Consider the following 17334-nt stretch of genomic DNA (forward strand, 5'->3'; position numbering starts at 1 on the left):
CGATGAATTGTTGCGATGGTAGAATGATTTGCCTTTTGGCACTTTGCGCTCTGCCATATAGAAAAGCCATGAACGTTGCGACCCCCAATCTCGGAAAACCCCGGATCGGCCATTCCGCCTGTCCGCACGACTGTCCCTCCACCTGCGCGCTCGATATCGAGATCGGCGCGGATGGCCGCATGGGCCGCGTCAAGGGCAGCGCCGACAACAGCTACACGGCCGGCGTCATCTGCGCCAAGGTCGCCCGCTACGCCGAGCGCCTCTACCATCCCGACCGCCTGATGAAGCCGATGGTGCGCAAGGGCGAGAAGGGCAGCGGCGACTGGGCCGACATCTCCTGGGAGGCCGCGCTCGACGCGATTGCCGAAGCCTTCGTCAAGGCCGAGCAGGCGCACGGCACGGAGGCCGTCTGGCCTTATTATTATGCCGGCACGATGGGCCAGGTGCAGCGCGATTCCATCGAGCGCCTGCGCCACGCAAAACGTTATTCCGGTTTCTTCGATTCGATCTGCACCAATCCCGCCTGGACCGGCTTCACCATGGGCGCCGGCACGCTGCGCGGTCCTGATCCGCGCGAAATGGCGAAGTCGGACTGCGTGGTGATCTGGGGCACCAATGTCGTCTCGACGCAGGTCAACGTGATGACCCATGCGGTGAAGGCACGCAAGGAGCGCGGCGCCAAGATCGTCGTCATCGATATCTACGACAACCCGACGATGAAAACGGCCGACCTCGCGCTGAAACTGCGGCCGGGCACGGACGCCGCACTCGCCTGTGCCGTCATGCACGTCGCCTTCCGCGACGGTTACGCCGACCGCGCCTATATGGAGAAATTCGCCGACGACCCGGCCGGCCTGGAAGCGCATCTTGCGACGCGCAACCCGGAATGGGCCGCCGCGATCACCGGCCTCACCGTCGAGGAGATCGAAACCTTTGCCGCCCTCGTCGGCCGCACCAAGAAGAGCTTCTTCCGCCTCGGCTACGGTTTCACCCGCAGCCGCAACGGCGCGGTCTCCATGCATGCCGCACTCTCCATCGCAACGGTGCTCGGCTCCTGGCAATATGAAGGCGGCGGCGCCTTCCACAGCAATTCGTCGATCTTCCATCTGCGCAAGAGCGAGCTGATGGGCACGAGGCTCATCGATCCGGATATCCGCGTGCTCGACCAGTCGCAGATCGGCCGCGTGCTGACGGGTGACGCCGTGGCGCTCCGCCATCGCGGCCCGGTCACCGCCATGCTCATCCAGAACACCAATCCGGTGAACGTCGCGCCCGAGCAGCGCCTGGTGAAACAGGGGTTTGAACGCGATGACCTGTTCGTGGCGGTGCACGAGCAGTTCATGACCGATACGGCGAAGCTCGCCGATATCGTCATTCCCGCCACCATGTTCGTCGAACATGACGACCTCTACCGCGGCGGCGGCCATCAGCACATCCTGCTCGGCCCGAAACTCGTCGAGCCGCCCGCCACCGTGCGCACCAATCTCTTCGTCATCGAGGAACTGGCAAAGCGTCTCGGCGTCGACGGGATGCCCGGGTTTGGGCTGTCCGAGCAGGAGCACATCACCCGCATGTTGCCCTATTACGAGATGGATTTCGACGGCCTGAAAGACGAGAAGTGGATCGACTGCCAGCCGGATTTCGAGACCGCGCATTTTTCCAAGGGTTTCGGCTTCCCGGACGGCAAATTCCGCTTCCGCCCGAAATGGATCGACACGCCGGCGCCCAACCGGCCGCCAAAGGCACTCGGCGCCTTCGGCCCGCATGCGGCGCTGCCGGCCTTTCCGGACCATGTCGAACTCATCGAGACGCCGGATGCCGATTACCCGTTCCGCCTCGCCACGTCGCCCGCCCGCATGTTCCTCAACTCCAGCTTTACGGAGACCAAGGGCTCGCGCGAGCGCGAAGGCCGGCCGGAGGTGATGATCCACCCGCAGGATGCGACGGCCGAGGGCATCGCGGAGGGCGATATCGTGCATCTCGGCAATGTCCGCGGCGATATCCGCCTGCACGCGAAGATCACCGATAGCGTCAAGCCCGGCGTCCTGATCGCCGAGGGCATCTGGCCGAATTCCGCCCATCTCGACGGGGAGGGCATCAATGTGCTGACCGGTGCCGATCCCGTAGCACCCTATGGCGGTGCCGCCTTCCACGACAACCGCGTCTGGCTGCGCAAGGCCTGATTCCACCTGAAGGATTTTCCATGACGGCTCCAGCCTCGTCCGCCATCCGCATCGTCGACCAGCAGACCGTCTGGAAGCGCTTCATCCACCTTCGCACCCTCGTCATCGAACAGACCCGCGCCGACGGCCGGGTCGAACGGCTCGACCGCGAGGTGCACGACCACGGCCCGGCGGCCTCGGTGCTGCTGGTCGATCCCGCCCGCCAGTCGCTCATCCTCGTGCGCCAGTTCCGCCCCGGCGCGTTCTTCGGAGGCCATTCCGATGGCTTCCTGCTGGAGGTCCCGGCTGGCCTGCTCGATGATGACGCGCCCGAAGAGGCCGTCGCCCGCGAGGCTATGGAGGAGACCGGTTACGCCGTGCGCGACGTACGCCACCTCTTCGACATCTATTCGAGCCCCGGCACGCTCACGGAACGCGTCGGCTGCTTCGTTGCCCGCATCGATGCCACGAAGCGCGACGGCAAGGGCGGCGGCGTGGACGGCGAGGGGGAGGATATCGAGATCGTCGAAATGCCGATCGACGAGGCCTATGGGCTCGTCGCCACCGGCGGCATTCAGGATGCCAAGACGATCGTGCTGCTGCAATGGCTGATGCTGCATCGGGGCGAGTTTGGCTGAGGGGCGCGGGTGATTCTCGATTGTTGCTTTTGATGTAGCGGCTCGAAACACCCCCCTCTGCCCTGCCGGGCATCTCCCCCACAAGGGGGGAGATCGGCAAGATGTGAGGGCATCGCTCATAAAGAGGCGTCAGATTTGAGCGGAACGCTGCTTAATCCAATCTCCCCCCTTGTGGGGGAGATGCCCGGCAGGGCAGAGGGGGGTGCTTCGCTCTGGCGCTGACACTGGCTGTTTCACACCGGATTGCCCCACTCGCAGATAAGCCACCACCCCGAAAGCCTTGACAAACGGGCGTGGTCATGCGCTTTTCCGCGCGATTTTCATGGTCGCTGCGCCGGGTTCTTCCCGCGCGGCCCTTCAGCATTTCAGGATAGCACGATGCACCGTTACCGCAGCCACACCTGCGCCGCCCTCCGCAAGTCCGACGTCGACGCCACCGTCCGTCTTTCCGGCTGGGTCCACCGCGTTCGAGATCATGGCGGCGTGCTCTTCATCGACCTTCGCGACCATTATGGCATCACCCAGGTCGTCGCCGACCCCGATTCGCCGGCCTTCAAGATGGCCGAAACCGTGCGTGGCGAGTGGGTGATCCGCATCGACGGCCGCGTCAAGGCGCGCACCGAAGATACGATCAACAAGACCATGCCGACCGGCGAGATCGAGCTTTACGCGCAGGAAATCGAGGTTCTCTCGGCCGCCAAGGAACTGCCGCTGCCGGTCTTCGGCGAGCCGGATTATCCGGAAGATGTGCGCCTGAAGTACCGCTTCATCGACCTTCGCCGCGAAACGCTGCACAAGAACATCATCAAGCGCACGCAGATCATCTCCTCCATGCGCAAGGGCATGGGCGAGGCGGGTTTTGCCGAATACACCACGCCGATCCTGACCGCCTCCTCGCCGGAAGGCGCACGCGACTTCCTCGTGCCGTCGCGCGTCCATGAGGGCAAGTTCTTCGCCCTGCCGCAGGCGCCGCAGCAGTACAAGCAGCTTCTCATGGTTGCCGGCTTCGACCGCTACTTCCAGATCGCGCCGTGCTTCCGCGACGAAGACCCGCGTGCCGACCGACTGCCGGGCGAATTCTACCAGCTCGACGTCGAGATGAGCTTCGTTACCCAGGAAGACGTTTGGGACACGATGGAGCCGATGATGACGGCGGTCTTCGAGGAGTTTGCGGACGGCAAGCCGGTGACGAAGCAGTGGCCGCGCATCCCCTATGACGAGGCGATCCGCAAATACGGCTCCGACAAGCCGGACCTGCGCAACCCGATCGTCATGCAGGCCGTGACCGACCATTTCGCCGGCTCCGGCTTCAAGGTCTTCGCGAACATGATTGCGTCGAACCCGAAGGTCCAGGTATGGGCGATCCCGGCCAAGACCGGCGGCTCCCGCGCGTTTTGCGACCGCATGAACGCCTGGGCGCAGTCGACCGGCCAGCCCGGCCTCGGCTACATCTTCTGGCGCAAGGAGGGCGAGAAGCTCGAAGGCGCCGGCCCGCTGGCGAAGAACATCGGCGAAGAGCGCACGGAAGCCGTCCGTCAGCAGCTCGGTCTCGAAGACGGCGACGCTTGCTTCTTCGTCGCCGGCGATCCGGCCAAGTTCTACAAGTTTGCCGGTGAAGCCCGCACGCGCGCCGGCGAGGAGCTGAACCTCGTCGACCGCGACCGTTTCGAATTCTGCTGGATCGTCGACTTCCCGTTCTACGAATACAACGAGGACGAAAAGAAGATCGACTTCGCGCACAACCCCTTCTCCATGCCGCAGGGCGGCATCGAGGCCTTCGACAGCAAGGATCCGCTGGAGCTCAAGGCCTACCAGTACGACGCGGTCTGCAACGGCTTCGAAATCGCCTCGGGCTCGATCCGTAACCAGTCGCCGGACCTGATGGTCAAGGCCTTCGAAAAGGTCGGTCTCAGCCAGGCAGATGTGGAAGAGCGCTTCGGCGGCCTCTATCGTGCGTTCCAGTACGGTGCACCGCCGCACGGCGGCTGCGCCTTTGGTATCGACCGCGTCGTCATGCTGCTCGTCGGCGCGAAGAATCTGCGCGAAATCTCGCTGTTCCCGATGAACCAGCAGGCGCAGGACCTGCTGATGAACGCACCGTCGCCGGCAACGCCGACGCAGCTGCGCGAACTGGCCCTGCGCGTCGTTCCGACGGCGAAGAAGGACTAATCGTAAACCTCTCCTCCGTCATGGTCGGGCTTGACCCGACCATCCAACACTTCGAGCAAGCCGGTGGATCCTCGGGTCGAGCCCGAGGATGACCTGGAGGTGGGATGGATCTTCAGAAAAGGGGCCGGCGGAGACGCCGGCCCTTTCTTTTTGCTAAAAGACGCCACAATGCCGCGAATTCGCCGCCAGTCGATCAGAATTCGGCGCGCAATCAGTCGAAATGCACCCCTAGCGTGAAGTTGCGCCCACAGAGGCGATTCACGACTGGAGGGACTTTTCATGACGACGACCGAAGCGGACGATCCCGTCCCCGCATCATTCCCGCATGCGCAGAGCCCCGAGCCGCGCGGCAACCTCGCCACCTTCCTGCGCTCGCCGGGCGTCAAGTTCATCATGATCGGCATCATCTCCGTGGCGCTGCTCGTGCCGCTGCTTCTCGTCTGGGGCCTGACGGAAGAGCGGGCGCAACGCGCGGCCGATGTCTCGCGCCGCATCGCCAATGGCTGGGGCGGCGACCAGACGATCAACGGTCCCTATCTCGCCGTGCCCTTCTTCGTGCAGCGCAGTCGAGACGTGGATGGCCGCACAATCGTTGATCAGGTAACCGAATGGGCGCTGGTGATGCCGGAGACGCTCGACGTCACGGCGGACCTGAAGACCGAGGAGCGCAAGCTCTCGATCTACACGCTGCCAGTCTATAACGGGGCGCTGACTCTAAAGGGTCGTTTCGGCAAAGGCATCTTGCAGGACCTGACGCAGTTTCCGGGCGAACCGCAGCTCGACCGGGCGTTCCTCGTGCTCAACATCAATGACATTACCGGTATCCGCTCCGATGCCGGCGTGAAGATCGACAATGGCGGGGTGCTGCCCTTCGATCCCGGCATGCGGCAGGTGTCCGCCATGGCGATCGCCGCCGCTGACGGCTACCCGACGCCGCAGACGAATGTCGGCGTGCACCGGGCGATCGAGCGGCCGCTCGTCGAAAACGGCTTCGCCTTCGAGATCGCGCTGTCGCTGAACGGCTCGCGCAGCTTTGCCGTCGCCCCCGCCGGCCAGACGACGAGCTTTGCCGCCAAGGCCGACTGGCCGCATCCGGGCTTCGAGGGCCTATTCCTGCCGGAGCAGAAATCCGTCACCGCGACGAATTTCGAGGCCAAGTGGACGATTCCCTATCTCGCCCGCGGCATCGACCGGGTCGCGGCCGGCTCGACCTTGCCGCTCTCGGGCAGCCTCATGACGATCAACCTCGTGGAGCCCGTGCAGTTCTACCAGGTGATCTCGCGCACGCTGAAATATTCGATCGGCTTCATCTCGCTCGTCTTCCTCGCCGTCTTCGTCGTGGAATTGAAGGGCGGGCGCATGGTGCACTGGATCCAGTATGTGCTGACGGGCCTTGCGCTCATCGTCTTCTACGTGCTGCTGCTGGCGCTTGCCGAACATACCGGCTTCACCATCGCCTATGCGGTGGCGGCGCTCGCGACGACGCTGCTGATCGCCGCCTATCTCGGCAGCGCCACGGGCAGCCGCAAGAACGGCCTGTCGCTCGGCGCCGTGCTGCTCTCGGCCTATGGCGTGATGTATCTGGTGCTGCGCGAGGACGAATACGCGCTGCTCGCCGGCGCGCTCATCTCCTTCGTCACCATCGCCGCGACCATGTATGCGACGCGCCGCGTCGAATGGTCGGCGCCGGTGCCGCAGGCGCTGCCGGCCCGCTGAGGCCGCAAAACAAAAAGCCCGGAGCAGACGCTCCGGGCTTTCTTCACTTTGAGGTTGCCGAAAGGCTTACATTTCCTCGTTGGCCGTCACCGTGACGCCGAGGACCTGCGGGATGGTCTGCGGTGCGCCCATGGCGGCACCCATGATCATCGGGAACGGCACCGGCTCCTTCGGCTCGGCGCTGATCTTCAGGCTCTTCGGGTCGTCGAGATAGGTATTCACGGCGGCCGAGATCTGGTTCTGCAGGTCAGGCATGTTGAGCTGGGCGATCATGATCGGAACCAGGCCCTTCAGCGACTGCGCCATCTGGTCGCCCGAGACACCCTGTTCGCTGCCGGCATAGTCTAGCAGCTTCTTGGTGATCGAGGCATCCTCGAAGGAGAGCGATGCGCTGTTGAAGGTCAGCTGCTGCACGAGGCCCATCATCGCCATGCCCATGGCGGCGTTGGCCTCTTCCTTGTTCGGGTTGGCTTCGGCGGTCTTGATGGCTTCCTGCAGGTTCTTCAGGAAGTCCAGCGTGTAGCCGGAGAATTCCAGCGACAGGTTGAGGCGGCCGATATCCTTGAAGTCGAAGGCATATTCGTCGACTGCGAGCTTGCCGCTGGCGAGCTCCCAGCTACCGGACATGTTGACCTTGCCTTCCAGCGACTGGATGCCGAGCTTGGCAAGCGTGTCCTTGGCCTTGGGGTCCTCGACGGTCGTCAGGTCCGCCTTGAGGTCGTTGAGCGTGGCGTCGAATTCGAGGCCGGCATCGGCGTCCATGCGGGTGATGTTCGCTTCCATGCCGGACATGGAGAAGACTTCCTTGCCCTTGGTCGAGACGCTGACCGGGCCGGCGGTGGCCGATTCGTACATCAGCAGCGATTCGAGCGTGCCGGGAACCACGGTGCCGGGGATCGATACGCCGTTCAGCGCGAGGTCCTTGGCCGAAACGGTTGCTTCTGCCTCCGTGACGTCGATGTCCTGGAATGCGACGGTCTCGATCGTGTAGCCGCCTTCGCCGTCTTCCTCGACGCCTTCCATGGTGATGGTGCCGAGCTTGATCGGCGCTTCGGCGCCCGTCGCCTTCAGCTCGGTGCCTTCCAGCGTCACGGTCGAGCCGTCGACGCCGACATTCGAATAGCCGATGGTAACGCCGCTCGTGGCATAGGTGGCATTCAGCTTCGCCATCAGATCCGCGCCGTCGAGCGCAAATGCGGGGCTTGCCAGGGTGGCGAGCGCAGCGCCGGCGAGAAGGGTGCGGAAATGGGAGGTGCGCATCATAGGTTTGGCTCTCTTTCTGGATTTTTTCGACGGCTGCCTTGCCGTTACCGCTCATAGACGTGCGGCGCGGTGACTATATTCGGGCCGGCGCAACTTTCCATGGCTTTCTCGCCCGCCCGCCGGTTTTCTCCGACAGGCTTTACAAAGCACTATCCACAGCCGGATTGCCCGGATTCCTTGCCGCGAATCGGTCCGCGGGCTAGTCAAGTCCCATGGGACAAAACACCTTGCCGCCGGATGGCGGAGACGACAACATTCTGCCGGTCGACCTCAAGGCGGCGCTGGAAGAGCGCTACCTTGCCTATGCGCTGTCGACCATCACGCAACGCGCGCTGCCGGATGTGCGCGATGGCCTGAAGCCGGTCCATCGCCGCATCATCCATGCGATGAGCGAGATGGGCATCCGCGCCAACTCCTCGTTTAAGAAATGCGCCCGTATCGTCGGCGACGTCATCGGTAAATTCCACCCGCATGGCGACCAGTCGGTCTATGACGCGCTGGTGCGCTTGGCGCAGGATTTCTCGCAGCGCTACCCGATCGTCGATGGGCAGGGCAATTTCGGCAATATCGACGGCGACAACGCCGCCGCCTACCGATACACCGAAGCGCGCATGACGGATGTCGCGACGCTGCTGCTCGACGGTATCGACCAGGACGCCGTCGATTTCCGCCTGACCTACAACGAGGAAGACGAGGAACCGGTCGTCCTGCCGGGCGCCTTCCCGAACCTGCTCGCAAACGGTTCCTCCGGCATCGCCGTCGGCATGGCGACGTCCATTCCCTCGCACAATGTGCATGAACTCTGCGACGCCGCACTGCATCTCATTCGCCATCCCGATGCCGAACTCGAAAAGCTCGTGGAATTCGTGCAGGGACCGGACCTGCCGACCGGCGGCATCATCATCGACAGCCGCGAGAGCATCACCGAAGCCTACCGCACGGGCCGCGGCGGTTTCCGCGTTCGCTCGAAGTGGCAGACGGAAGATCTCGGCCGCGGCGGCTACCAGATCGTCATCACCGAAATCCCCTACCAGGTGCAGAAGTCGCGGCTGATCGAGAAGATCGCCGAGCTGCTGATCGCCCGCAAGCTGCCGCTGCTCGAGGACATCCGCGACGAATCGGCGGAAGACGTGCGCATCGTGCTGGTGCCGAAGAGCCGCACGGTCGATCCGACGATCCTGATGGAATCGATGTTCAAGCTCTCCGAGCTCGAAAGCCGCATTCCGCTCAACATGAACGTGCTGTCGATGGGGCGCGTGCCGCGCGTCATGGGCCTGAAAGAGGTCCTCGTCGAGTGGCTCGCCCACCGGCGTGAAGTGCTCCAGCGCCGTTCGCGCCACCGCCTTGCCGCAATCGATCGCCGCCTCGAAATCCTCGGCGGCTACCTCGTCGCCTATCTCAACCTCGACGAGGTGATCCGCATCATCCGCGAGGAGGACGAGCCGAAGGTCTCCTTGATGGAGACCTTCTCGCTCACGGACGTACAGGCCGAAGCGATCCTGAACATGCGCCTGCGCTCCTTGCGCAAGCTGGAAGAATTCGAGATCCGCACCGAATTCGACACGCTGTCGAAGGAGAAGGCGGAAATCGAGGCGCTGCTCGCCTCCGACGAGAAACAATGGCAGACCGTCGCCTGGGAAATCGGTGAGGTCCGCAAGAAGTTCGCTAAAGCCACCGAGCTCGGCCGCCGCCGCACCCAGTTCGCCAGCGCCCCGGATGCCGATGTCGAGGCCATCCAGCAGGCGATGATCGAGAAGGAGCCGGTCACGGTCGTCATCTCGGAAAAGGGCTGGATCCGCGCGCTGAAGGGCCACATGTCCGATACGTCCGGCCTCCAGTTCAAGGAGGGCGACGCGCTGAAGGTGGCCTTCCCGGCGCAGACCACCGACAAGGTGCTGATCGTGACGACGGGCGGCAAGGTCTATACGCTCGGCGCGGACAAGCTGCCGGGCGGCCGCGGCCATGGCGAACCGCTGCGCATCATGGTCGACATGGAAAACGACCAGGATGTGCTGACGGCCTTCGTGCACGATTCGTCGCGCAAGCTCATCGTCGCCTCGCAGGCCGGCAACGGCTTTATCGTCGCGGAAACCGAGATGGTCGCCAATACCCGCAAGGGCAAGCAGGTGATGAATGTCGGCATGCCGGACGAGGCCAAGCTCGTCGTGCCGGTGCGCGGCGACCACGTCGCCGTCGTCGGCGAAAACCGCAAGCTGCTGGTCTTCCCGCTTTCGCAACTGCCGGAAATGACGCGTGGCAAGGGCGTGCGCCTGCAACGCTATAAGGACGGCGGCGTCTCCGACCTGCGCTGCTTCGCCATTGCCGACGGCCTCACCTGGGACGACAGCGCCGGCCGCAACTTCGTGCGCAGCAAGGACGAACTCGCCGAATGGATCGCCGACCGCGCCACCGCCGGCCGCACCGTGCCGAAGGGTTTCCCGAGAAGCGGCAAGTTCAGCGGATGATCAGCCGGAATAGGAACCTCACCCCGTAAACGGAAACTCCGCCGCCGGGTCGCCTTGCCGGGCGGCGCGGGATTTTGAGCGCATCTGCCAGAGGGAATGGGCTAGAAGCGCGAGGATGAGGATGGAGCCGCCGATGAGGGTTTGCGTGGTGGGGGTTTCGGCGAAGACGATCCAGACCCAGATGGGGGCGAGCACGGTCTCGACCAGGTAGAACATGCCGACTTCCGGCGCCGAGAGGTAGCGCGGACCGGTGGCGAGGCACCAGAAAGCGAGGGGCAGCAGCACCAGGCCGTTGAAGAGGATATAGACCGGTTCGGCGACCGTCAGGCCGCCAGAGGGAAGACAGAACAGCGCGACGATGCCCGAGAGTACGGCGGCGACGAGCGGCACGAAGCCCATGTCGGCGCCGCTTCTGCGGCTGAGCGTCAGGGCGATGGCCAGCAGCAGGGCCGAACAGCCGGCCATCGCATCGCCGAAGACGTTTCCGCTCGAAAGCCCGTCATGCACAATCAGCAGGACGCCGGCGACCATGGCGGCCATGGTCAGGAGCGTCGCGTTGCTCGGCCGCTCGCCGAGGAATATCCACGAGAGGATGGCGGCGAACATCGAGGTGAAGGCGAGGATGAAGACGACATTGGCCGTCGTCGTGTTGAAGACCGCCAGCATGAAGGTCAGCCCGTTGATGCCGTAGACCAGGCCGATCAGCAGGCCGATGCGGCCGGGAATGAGCACCGTCTTGCGGCGGAACACGAAATTCAGGACGGCCCACAGAACGAGCGCCATCACGAAGACCGAGATATTGCGCAGGACGACCATCGACCAGACGTCACCGTCGGCGGAGCGGATCAGCGGGATATCGAAGGAGAGGGCTAGGCCGCCGATGGCGGTGATGAGAAGCCCCTTGCGGTGAAGGGCCGGGTCATTCTTCTGGGACAAGGCGGCAATCGATTCTACGGCTGGGGTTCGCTATTTTCCCCATCATAGCGCTCCCAGCCGCGCGGCATCAGGTGTTCCTGCGGCAAAAACTTTGTTTTGTAGTCCATTTTGCGCGAACCCTTGACCCAATAGCCGAGATAGACATGCGGCAGGCCGAGCGCCTGGGCGCGGCGGATATGGTCGAGGATCATGAAGGTGCCGAGAGAGCGCTCGGCCCGTTCCGGATTGTAGAAGGAATAGACCATCGAAAGGCCGTCGCCCATGCGGTCGGTGAGCGCCACGGCGAGCAGCTCGCCCTGCGGGCGTTCCTGAAGGCCGGAGCCTTCCTCGCGCAGGCGGTATTCGATGATCTTGGTGTGCACATGGGTGTCCTCCACCATCATCGCATAGTCGAGCACCGACATGTCCGACATGCCGCCCTTCTGGTGGCGGGCGTCGAGATAGGTGCGGAACAGCGAATATTGCTCGCTGGAGGGCTCGGCCGGATATTCGTGCGAGATCAGGTCGGCATTCGTCGCCTGCACGCGGCGCATGGAGCGGCGCGGCTCGAACTCGTTGACGAGGATGCGCACGGAAATGCAGGCGCGGCAGGTTTCGCAGGCCGGGCGATAGGCGATGTTCTGCGAGCGGCGGAAGCCGCCCTGGGTCAGGAGGTCGTTCAGCTCCGGCGCGCGTTCACCCACCAGATGGGTAAACACCTTCCTCTCCATCTCCTGCGGCAGATAGGGGCAAGCCGCCGGCGCGGTGAGATAGAACTGCGGAGAGGATGTTGCCTGCGTATTCATCGGCCGTGAGGCGACTCCGTCGTGTGACACTTCTATGCCAATACCATGGCCTAGTTCGAAAAAAGGTCAACTGGCGCATGACCCTTCAAACCGCAATCGGTTTGCGATCATGCGCCGAACGGAGGGTCCTGGCCAGTCCGTTCCCTCAATAGCGGTCGCGGCGGACCACCACGGTGCCGAGCAGCAGGTCGTGCAGCAGGCGCCCGCGATCGGTGAAGAGGCCGACGAGCACGATGAACGGCGTCAGCACCGCATTGCCGATCCAGAACAGCACGAGATGCACGATGGCCGTCAGGAAATCGACCGGCCGGCCGTCAGTGCGGGCAAGTGCGAGACCCATCACGTTCATGCCGGCACTCGCCTGGCTCGGGCCACCCATCGTCAGGCCGAAATAGAGCATGGCGACGATGGCGAAGAGTGCGGGATAGAGGAAGAAGCCGAGGCCGAGCGTCAGGATGCCGAGAAAGAACACGATGACGGCGGCCGGAACCCACAGCAGCGCGACGATCGCATAGTCGATCAGAAACGCAAAGATCCGGCGCGACAGCACGCCGCGATAGGCCTGCCAATCCGTCGTCGGAACCCGCGTTTCATTAAAGTCGGCGCTCATCTCATTGTCTCCCGAATGGAACATGCCTGTTATATGGGGAGGCTTTTTTTGGAAAACAACGGGTGGGTTTTCCGAGGAGTGTCGGGTCTCCAAGAGCTACAAGCCCGCAGTGAAACGCCAGGAGATTCTGATGAAGGAAAATGAGTCAAGACCATGGACGCTCGCTGGCGGCGAGTTTCGCAAGGACGGCCCTTTCTTTTCAGCCGTAGGGCTATTGTTCGGAGTGCTGCAATATGTCGGCTATACGTATTTCGACAAAGAGAACTGGGGTGGCAATCTGCTGCTCGAACACATTCCTTTCTATTCTTTATTTCTCGCAAATCTGTTCCTTTGGGCCGCCAAGGGGATTTGGGAGTGGCAGCGCACCAAGCGTGAGATGCGGCGCATGGAAGCGCTGATCGCGCGCGTGGCCTTTAGGACTGTCGGTTTCGCCTCGGTGAGCGCATCGGTGGTGTTCGGATTTGCCATGGCGCCTGCGCTATGGGGCGCTTACTGGCATGCCTGCATGTTCTTGTTTTGCGGCATCTACCTGTTGTCCCTTGCGGAGATCGCGGCCAACCCTCTGCTTGGAAAGGGTCGCTCCAGGACGTGCTTGCCCGCAATGCTCGTGATCATCACGATCCCATTTACCCTTCAGCTAGGAATGGGCTAAGCCTTCCATGCCGCACTGAGGCGTGAAGTATAGACTCAGCCCTTGCGGGCGAGATGCCGAGCCACATCCATCGCAAAATAGGTCAGGATGCCATCACACCCGGCGCGCTTGAAAGCGAGGAGGGTTTCCAGCATGACGCGTTCGCCGTCGATCCAGCCGTTCATCGCGGCGGCCTTGATCTGGCTGTATTCGCCGGAAACCTGATAGGCGAAGACCGGGAGGCTGAAGGCCTCCTTCATGCGCCAACAGATGTCGAGGTAGGGCAGGCCGGGCTTGACCATCAGCATGTCCGCGCCTTCCTCGACGTCCAGCGCCGCGTCGCGCATCGCTTCGGTGCCATTGGCGGGGTCGATGTAATAGGTCTTCTTGTCGCCCTTCAACAGCCCGCCGGTGCCGATCGCGTCGCGATAGGGACCGTAGAAGGCGGAGGCGAATTTCGTCGCATAGGCCATGATGCCGACATTCTGGTGGCCCGCGGCGTCGAGCGCCTGGCGGATCGCGCCGACCCGGCCGTCCATCATCTCGGACGGCGCGATGATGTCGGAGCCGGCATCGGCCTGGAGCACGGCGGCCTTCGCCACCAGTTCGACCGTCTCGTCGTTGACGATGACGTCGCCGCGCAGCACGCCGTCATGGCCGTGGCTGGTGAAGGGATCGAGCGCGACATCGGTGATGACGCCGATGTTCGGCACCGCCTTCTTGATGGCGCGGGTCGCCTCGTTGATCAGGTTGTCGGCGGCGAGACAGTGGGAGCCCGTCTCGTCGCGCAGGCTCATCTCGATGTTCGGGAAGGTGGCGAGGGCCGGAATGCCGAGGTCGGCGGCCTCCTTGGCGGCTTCCACGAGCCTGTCGATGCTCATGCGGTTGACGCCCGGCATGGCTGCGACCGGATCGACGACGTTGGTGCCCGGCACCACGAAGACCGGCCAGATGAGGTCATCGACCGTCAGGCGGTTTTCCTGCACGAGGCGGCGCGTCCAGTCGGCCTTCCGGTTGCGCCGCATGCGGCGGTGCCCGGTGATCTCGTCGACGATGTTCCTGCTGCCGGTCATGATGTTTCTTCCCTTGCATGGGTCCTTTGCCGCCTCCTTATCACGCAAAAACCATCGATCAAATCGCGAGCGGTGAGGGGGCCTGCGGCATATGGCCGTGCATGACGGATTTTGCGGGCTTTATACCAGCCTACCTTGCCCTTACTGTCCGCGCCATGGTTGCTGATTCTGCCAAGGGCCCGAGATCTAGCCTGACCGAAACGCTGTTCGTGCTGTTCCTGCGGCTCGTGGCGCTCGGCTCGCTGTGGTTCGCGTTGCAATATTGGGCGATGCTGACCGGCGTCTCCTTCAACGGGCAGGGACGCTTCGATCTTCTGCCGCCGGCGTGGAAGGCGGCCTATACGGCGCTGGCCGTCCTGTTCCCGGTCGCGGCCGTCGGGCTCTGGCTCCTGGTGTCCTGGGGGCCGGTGATCTGGCTCATTGCGGCGGCCACCGAAATCGCCATGCACGAGGCCTATCCGTCGATTTTCGGCATCGACCGGCTGCTGGTTTTCATGCATGCGGCAATCGCCATCGTCTTCGTGCTTTTCCGCCTCGCGCTCTTCATCCAGCGCCGCCGCCAGGCCCGCACGGTAAGAACTGATTCACCCTGAGACAGGGTCGCCTTCCGGTAAGGCGCTGTTAAGCCTGCGGTTTAAGTAGAATTTTAGATGCATTCGTTAGGTTCTCACTCAAGGCGGGAAAACAAACCACACCGCCAAACAAAACAGTGAGGCAGTAACCATGAACACCAAGATGAAGCCGCAGCAGGCCCCCGTCGTCGACCCGCAGGAAGACGCGATCCGCAACCTCTATCTGGAATCCCTCCACCTCGTCGAGCGTCTGCACCGTCGCCTGCTCGATGTGATCAAGGACGAGTTCGACCGTGGCGGTCGCTCCGACGTCAACGCCGTCCAGGCGCTGCTCCTTTTCAACATCGGCAATTCGGAACTGACGGCAGGCGAGCTGCGCTCCCGCGGCTACTACCTCGGCTCGAACGTCTCATACAACGTCAAGAAGCTGGTCGACCTCGGCTTCATCAACCACCAGCGCTCGCGCATCGACCGTCGCTCGGTCCGCATCAGCCTGACGGAAAGCGGCCAGGAAATCGCCGAAACCGTCGCCAAGCTCTATGAGCGCCATATCGGCTCGATCCAGAAGGTCGGCGGCATCGGCGAGGGCGAATTCAACCAGATGAACAAGCTGCTCCAGCGCCTGGATCGCTTCTGGAACGACTCGATCCTCTACCGCCTGTAATCGTCGCGCGACAGTTTCGACCTCCTCCCTAAAAGCCGGCCGCGTTCCCTGCGCGTCCGGCTTTTCGCGTTTTGCGGCTGGCACTTGCGGGCCGCCGTGCCCGCCGAGACACGAATTGGCCATATTGCTGTGACACCCGGACAGTGGGGTTTGAGGTATGCGCGGGCGGCAGGGCCGGTTTGCGTTTGTTAACCCTGTTCGTGATAGCTGCATCGGGTATGGACCTTTTGGGTCGCCGTGCCACGTGCACCTCGCCGCCTTTCGCGGCGCTCAGGAGATGGTAGGATAAATGTCTCGCAAAACCGGATTTGATGTGTTCTCGCGCCGCGCATTCCTGCGCTCTGCCGCAACCTTCGGCGCCGCCGCAGTGGCCGGTCAGGCGCTCGCCCAGACGGCGCTCGACGACATCCTCAATGCTCCGCGCCGCGGCAACTGGGACGACCAGTTCGACGCCGAGGCATCGCGCACCGCCACCGCCGTCGTCTCCAACAACCCGATCTTCGGCTCCGGCAGCTCTGGCTACCTGCAGCAGGCGATCATGGATTACCAGAACATCGTGTCGAGCGGCGGCTGGCCGACCATCAACACGCAGCAGAAGCTCGAAATGGGCGTCGCCGACCCGGCCGTGGCGCAGCTGCGCCAGCGCCTGATCATCTCGGGCGACCTGCCGCGCTCCGCCGGCACGAACGGCGCCTTCGATTCCTACGTGGACGGCGCCGTCAAGCGCTTCCAGGCCCGTCACGGCCTGCCGTCCGACGGTGCCGTCGGCGAATATACACTGAAGGCGCTCAACGTTCCGGCCGATACCCGCCTCGGCCAGCTCCAGACGAACCTCGTTCGCCTCCAGGCCATGTCCGGCGACCTCGGCCGCCGTTATGTCATGGTCAACATCCCGGCCGCCTATATCGAGGCCGTCGAGAGCGGCCGCGTCGCCTCGCGCCACACCGCCATCGTGGGCAAGATCGACCGCCAGTCGCCGGTGCTGAACTCCAAGATCTATGAAGTGATCCTCAACCCCTACTGGACCGCGCCGCGCTCGATCATCCAGAAGGACATCATGCCGCTGATGCGCAAGGACCCGACCTACCTGTCGCGCAACTCGATCCGCCTGTTTGACGGCAATGGCGGCGAAGTGTCACCGGAGACGGTCGACTGGAACGCCGAAAAGGCGCCGAACCTGATGTTCCGCCAGGACCCGGGCAAGATCAACGCCATGTCATCGACGAAGATCAACTTCCACAACGAACACCAGGTCTACATGCACGACACGCCCCAGCAGGGCCTGTTCAACAAGCTGATGCGCTTCGAATCGTCGGGCTGCGTGCGCGTGCAGAACGTGCGTGACCTTTCGGTCTGGCTGCTCAAGGACACGCCCGGCTGGTCGCGCTCGCAGATGGAATCGACCATCAAGAGCGGCGTCAACACGCCGATCAAGCTGGCGGAAGAAGTGCCGGTGTTCTTCACCTATATCACCGCCTGGTCGGCCAAGGATCGTGTCGTGCAGTTCCGCGACGATATCTACCAGAAGGACGGCGCCACCGAGCTCGCCCTCCAGACCAACTACAACCAGGAAGGCGGCCAGGCCGTCGACAGCGACCTGTTGCCGCAATAAGGCCATTCGTCGTACTTTTCCAGAGGCCCCGCTTCCGA

14 protein-coding genes are annotated in these 17334 nt (G+C 63.3%); 9 read left to right on the plus strand and 5 right to left on the minus strand.

What is annotated here, in order from left to right; all coding sequences use genetic code 11:
• Positions 1 to 23: 23 nt before the first annotated feature.
• The 4 genes from GB927_RS19540 to creD all read left to right on the plus strand — a co-directional run bounded on the left by GB927_RS19540 (position 24) and on the right by creD (position 6685).
• Positions 24 to 2183 (plus strand): molybdopterin-containing oxidoreductase family protein, encoded by a 2160-nt coding sequence (locus GB927_RS19540; RefSeq protein WP_439655516.1) that lies wholly within the window; start codon positions 24 to 26, stop codon positions 2181 to 2183.
• Positions 2184 to 2203: 20 nt separating this feature from the next.
• A complete protein-coding gene (locus GB927_RS19545) occupies positions 2204 to 2800 on the plus strand; it encodes an NUDIX domain-containing protein (RefSeq protein WP_256118885.1) in 597 nt (198 codons plus the stop codon).
• Positions 2801 to 3178: 378 nt separating this feature from the next.
• Positions 3179 to 4969 carry an aspartate--tRNA ligase gene (gene aspS / locus GB927_RS19550; RefSeq protein ID WP_256118886.1) on the plus strand — a complete coding sequence of 597 codons (1791 nt, stop codon included), beginning with the start codon at positions 3179 to 3181 and terminating at the stop codon, positions 4967 to 4969.
• 279 nt (positions 4970 to 5248) lie between these two features.
• Complete coding sequence (gene creD, locus GB927_RS19555; RefSeq protein ID WP_256118887.1) at positions 5249 to 6685, plus strand: cell envelope integrity protein CreD; 1437 nt, start codon at positions 5249 to 5251, stop codon at positions 6683 to 6685.
• A gap of 66 nt (positions 6686 to 6751) precedes the next feature.
• Here the strand turns inward: creD and GB927_RS19560 are convergent, their stop codons facing one another.
• Positions 6752 to 7948 (minus strand): aq_1923 C-terminal domain, encoded by a 1197-nt coding sequence (locus tag GB927_RS19560; protein WP_256118888.1) that lies wholly within the window; start codon positions 7946 to 7948, stop codon positions 6752 to 6754.
• A gap of 212 nt (positions 7949 to 8160) precedes the next feature.
• Here GB927_RS19560 and parC point away from each other — a divergent pair, with 212 nt between their 5' ends.
• Positions 8161 to 10413: a DNA topoisomerase IV subunit A gene (parC, locus tag GB927_RS19565; protein WP_256118889.1), complete on the plus strand. Its 2253-nt coding sequence runs from the start codon at positions 8161 to 8163 to the stop codon at positions 10411 to 10413.
• An 18-nt stretch (positions 10414 to 10431) separates the two neighbouring features.
• On the opposite strand, the gene GB927_RS19570 is transcribed toward parC, so the two are convergent.
• From GB927_RS19570 to GB927_RS19580, 3 genes are all read right to left on the minus strand, one after another.
• Positions 10432 to 11349 carry a DMT family transporter gene (locus GB927_RS19570; protein WP_256118890.1) on the minus strand — a complete coding sequence of 306 codons (918 nt, stop codon included), beginning with the start codon at positions 11347 to 11349 and terminating at the stop codon, positions 10432 to 10434.
• A gap of 14 nt (positions 11350 to 11363) precedes the next feature.
• On the minus strand, positions 11364 to 12134 hold the full coding sequence (locus GB927_RS19575) for an arginyltransferase (RefSeq protein ID WP_256118891.1): 771 nt from the start codon (positions 12132 to 12134) through the stop codon (positions 11364 to 11366).
• A 145-nt stretch (positions 12135 to 12279) separates the two neighbouring features.
• The gene (locus GB927_RS19580; protein ID WP_256118892.1) at positions 12280 to 12744 is read right to left on the minus strand and encodes an RDD family protein; all 465 of its coding nucleotides are present in this window, start codon (positions 12742 to 12744) and stop codon (positions 12280 to 12282) included.
• A 130-nt stretch (positions 12745 to 12874) separates the two neighbouring features.
• Between GB927_RS19580 and GB927_RS19585 the strand changes: the two genes are divergently transcribed.
• Entirely contained in the window at positions 12875 to 13396 is a 522-nt protein-coding gene (locus GB927_RS19585; protein WP_256118893.1) for a hypothetical protein, read from the plus strand.
• Between the two features lie 35 nt (positions 13397 to 13431).
• On the opposite strand, the gene hemB is transcribed toward GB927_RS19585, so the two are convergent.
• Positions 13432 to 14448 carry a porphobilinogen synthase gene (gene hemB / locus GB927_RS19590; protein ID WP_256118894.1) on the minus strand — a complete coding sequence of 339 codons (1017 nt, stop codon included), beginning with the start codon at positions 14446 to 14448 and terminating at the stop codon, positions 13432 to 13434.
• A 155-nt stretch (positions 14449 to 14603) separates the two neighbouring features.
• Between hemB and GB927_RS19595 the strand changes: the two genes are divergently transcribed.
• The 3 genes from GB927_RS19595 (at position 14604) to GB927_RS19605 (ending at position 17296) form a co-directional block, all read left to right on the plus strand.
• Entirely contained in the window at positions 14604 to 15041 is a 438-nt protein-coding gene (locus GB927_RS19595) for a DUF6163 family protein (protein ID WP_256118895.1), read from the plus strand.
• 130 nt (positions 15042 to 15171) lie between these two features.
• Positions 15172 to 15684: a transcriptional regulator LdtR gene (gene ldtR / locus GB927_RS19600; RefSeq protein WP_256118896.1), complete on the plus strand. Its 513-nt coding sequence runs from the start codon at positions 15172 to 15174 to the stop codon at positions 15682 to 15684.
• Positions 15685 to 15973: 289 nt separating this feature from the next.
• Complete coding sequence (locus GB927_RS19605; protein ID WP_256118897.1) at positions 15974 to 17296, plus strand: L,D-transpeptidase family protein; 1323 nt, start codon at positions 15974 to 15976, stop codon at positions 17294 to 17296.
• The last annotated feature ends 38 nt before the right edge of the window (positions 17297 to 17334 follow it).

The organism is Shinella lacus (genome assembly GCF_010994755.1).
Taxonomy (GTDB): Bacteria; Pseudomonadota; Alphaproteobacteria; order Rhizobiales; family Rhizobiaceae; genus Shinella; species Shinella lacus.

Coding starts and splice junctions, on each gene's coding strand:
- GB927_RS19585 (WP_256118893.1), top strand. CDS start 12,875: ATGAAGGAAAATGAGTCAAGACCATGGACGCTCGCTGGCGGCGAGTTT.
- aspS (WP_256118886.1), top strand. CDS start 3,179: ATGCACCGTTACCGCAGCCACACCTGCGCCGCCCTCCGCAAGTCCGAC.
- GB927_RS19580 (WP_256118892.1), bottom strand. CDS start 12,744: ATGAGCGCCGACTTTAATGAAACGCGGGTTCCGACGACGGATTGGCAG.
- GB927_RS19540 (WP_439655516.1), top strand. CDS start 24: ATGATTTGCCTTTTGGCACTTTGCGCTCTGCCATATAGAAAAGCCATG.
- creD (WP_256118887.1), top strand. CDS start 5,249: ATGACGACGACCGAAGCGGACGATCCCGTCCCCGCATCATTCCCGCAT.
- GB927_RS19605 (WP_256118897.1), top strand. CDS start 15,974: ATGTCTCGCAAAACCGGATTTGATGTGTTCTCGCGCCGCGCATTCCTG.
- GB927_RS19575 (WP_256118891.1), bottom strand. CDS start 12,134: ATGAATACGCAGGCAACATCCTCTCCGCAGTTCTATCTCACCGCGCCG.
- hemB (WP_256118894.1), bottom strand. CDS start 14,448: ATGACCGGCAGCAGGAACATCGTCGACGAGATCACCGGGCACCGCCGC.
- GB927_RS19595 (WP_256118895.1), top strand. CDS start 14,604: ATGGTTGCTGATTCTGCCAAGGGCCCGAGATCTAGCCTGACCGAAACG.
- GB927_RS19560 (WP_256118888.1), bottom strand. CDS start 7,948: ATGATGCGCACCTCCCATTTCCGCACCCTTCTCGCCGGCGCTGCGCTC.
- ldtR (WP_256118896.1), top strand. CDS start 15,172: ATGAACACCAAGATGAAGCCGCAGCAGGCCCCCGTCGTCGACCCGCAG.
- parC (WP_256118889.1), top strand. CDS start 8,161: ATGGGACAAAACACCTTGCCGCCGGATGGCGGAGACGACAACATTCTG.
- GB927_RS19545 (WP_256118885.1), top strand. CDS start 2,204: ATGACGGCTCCAGCCTCGTCCGCCATCCGCATCGTCGACCAGCAGACC.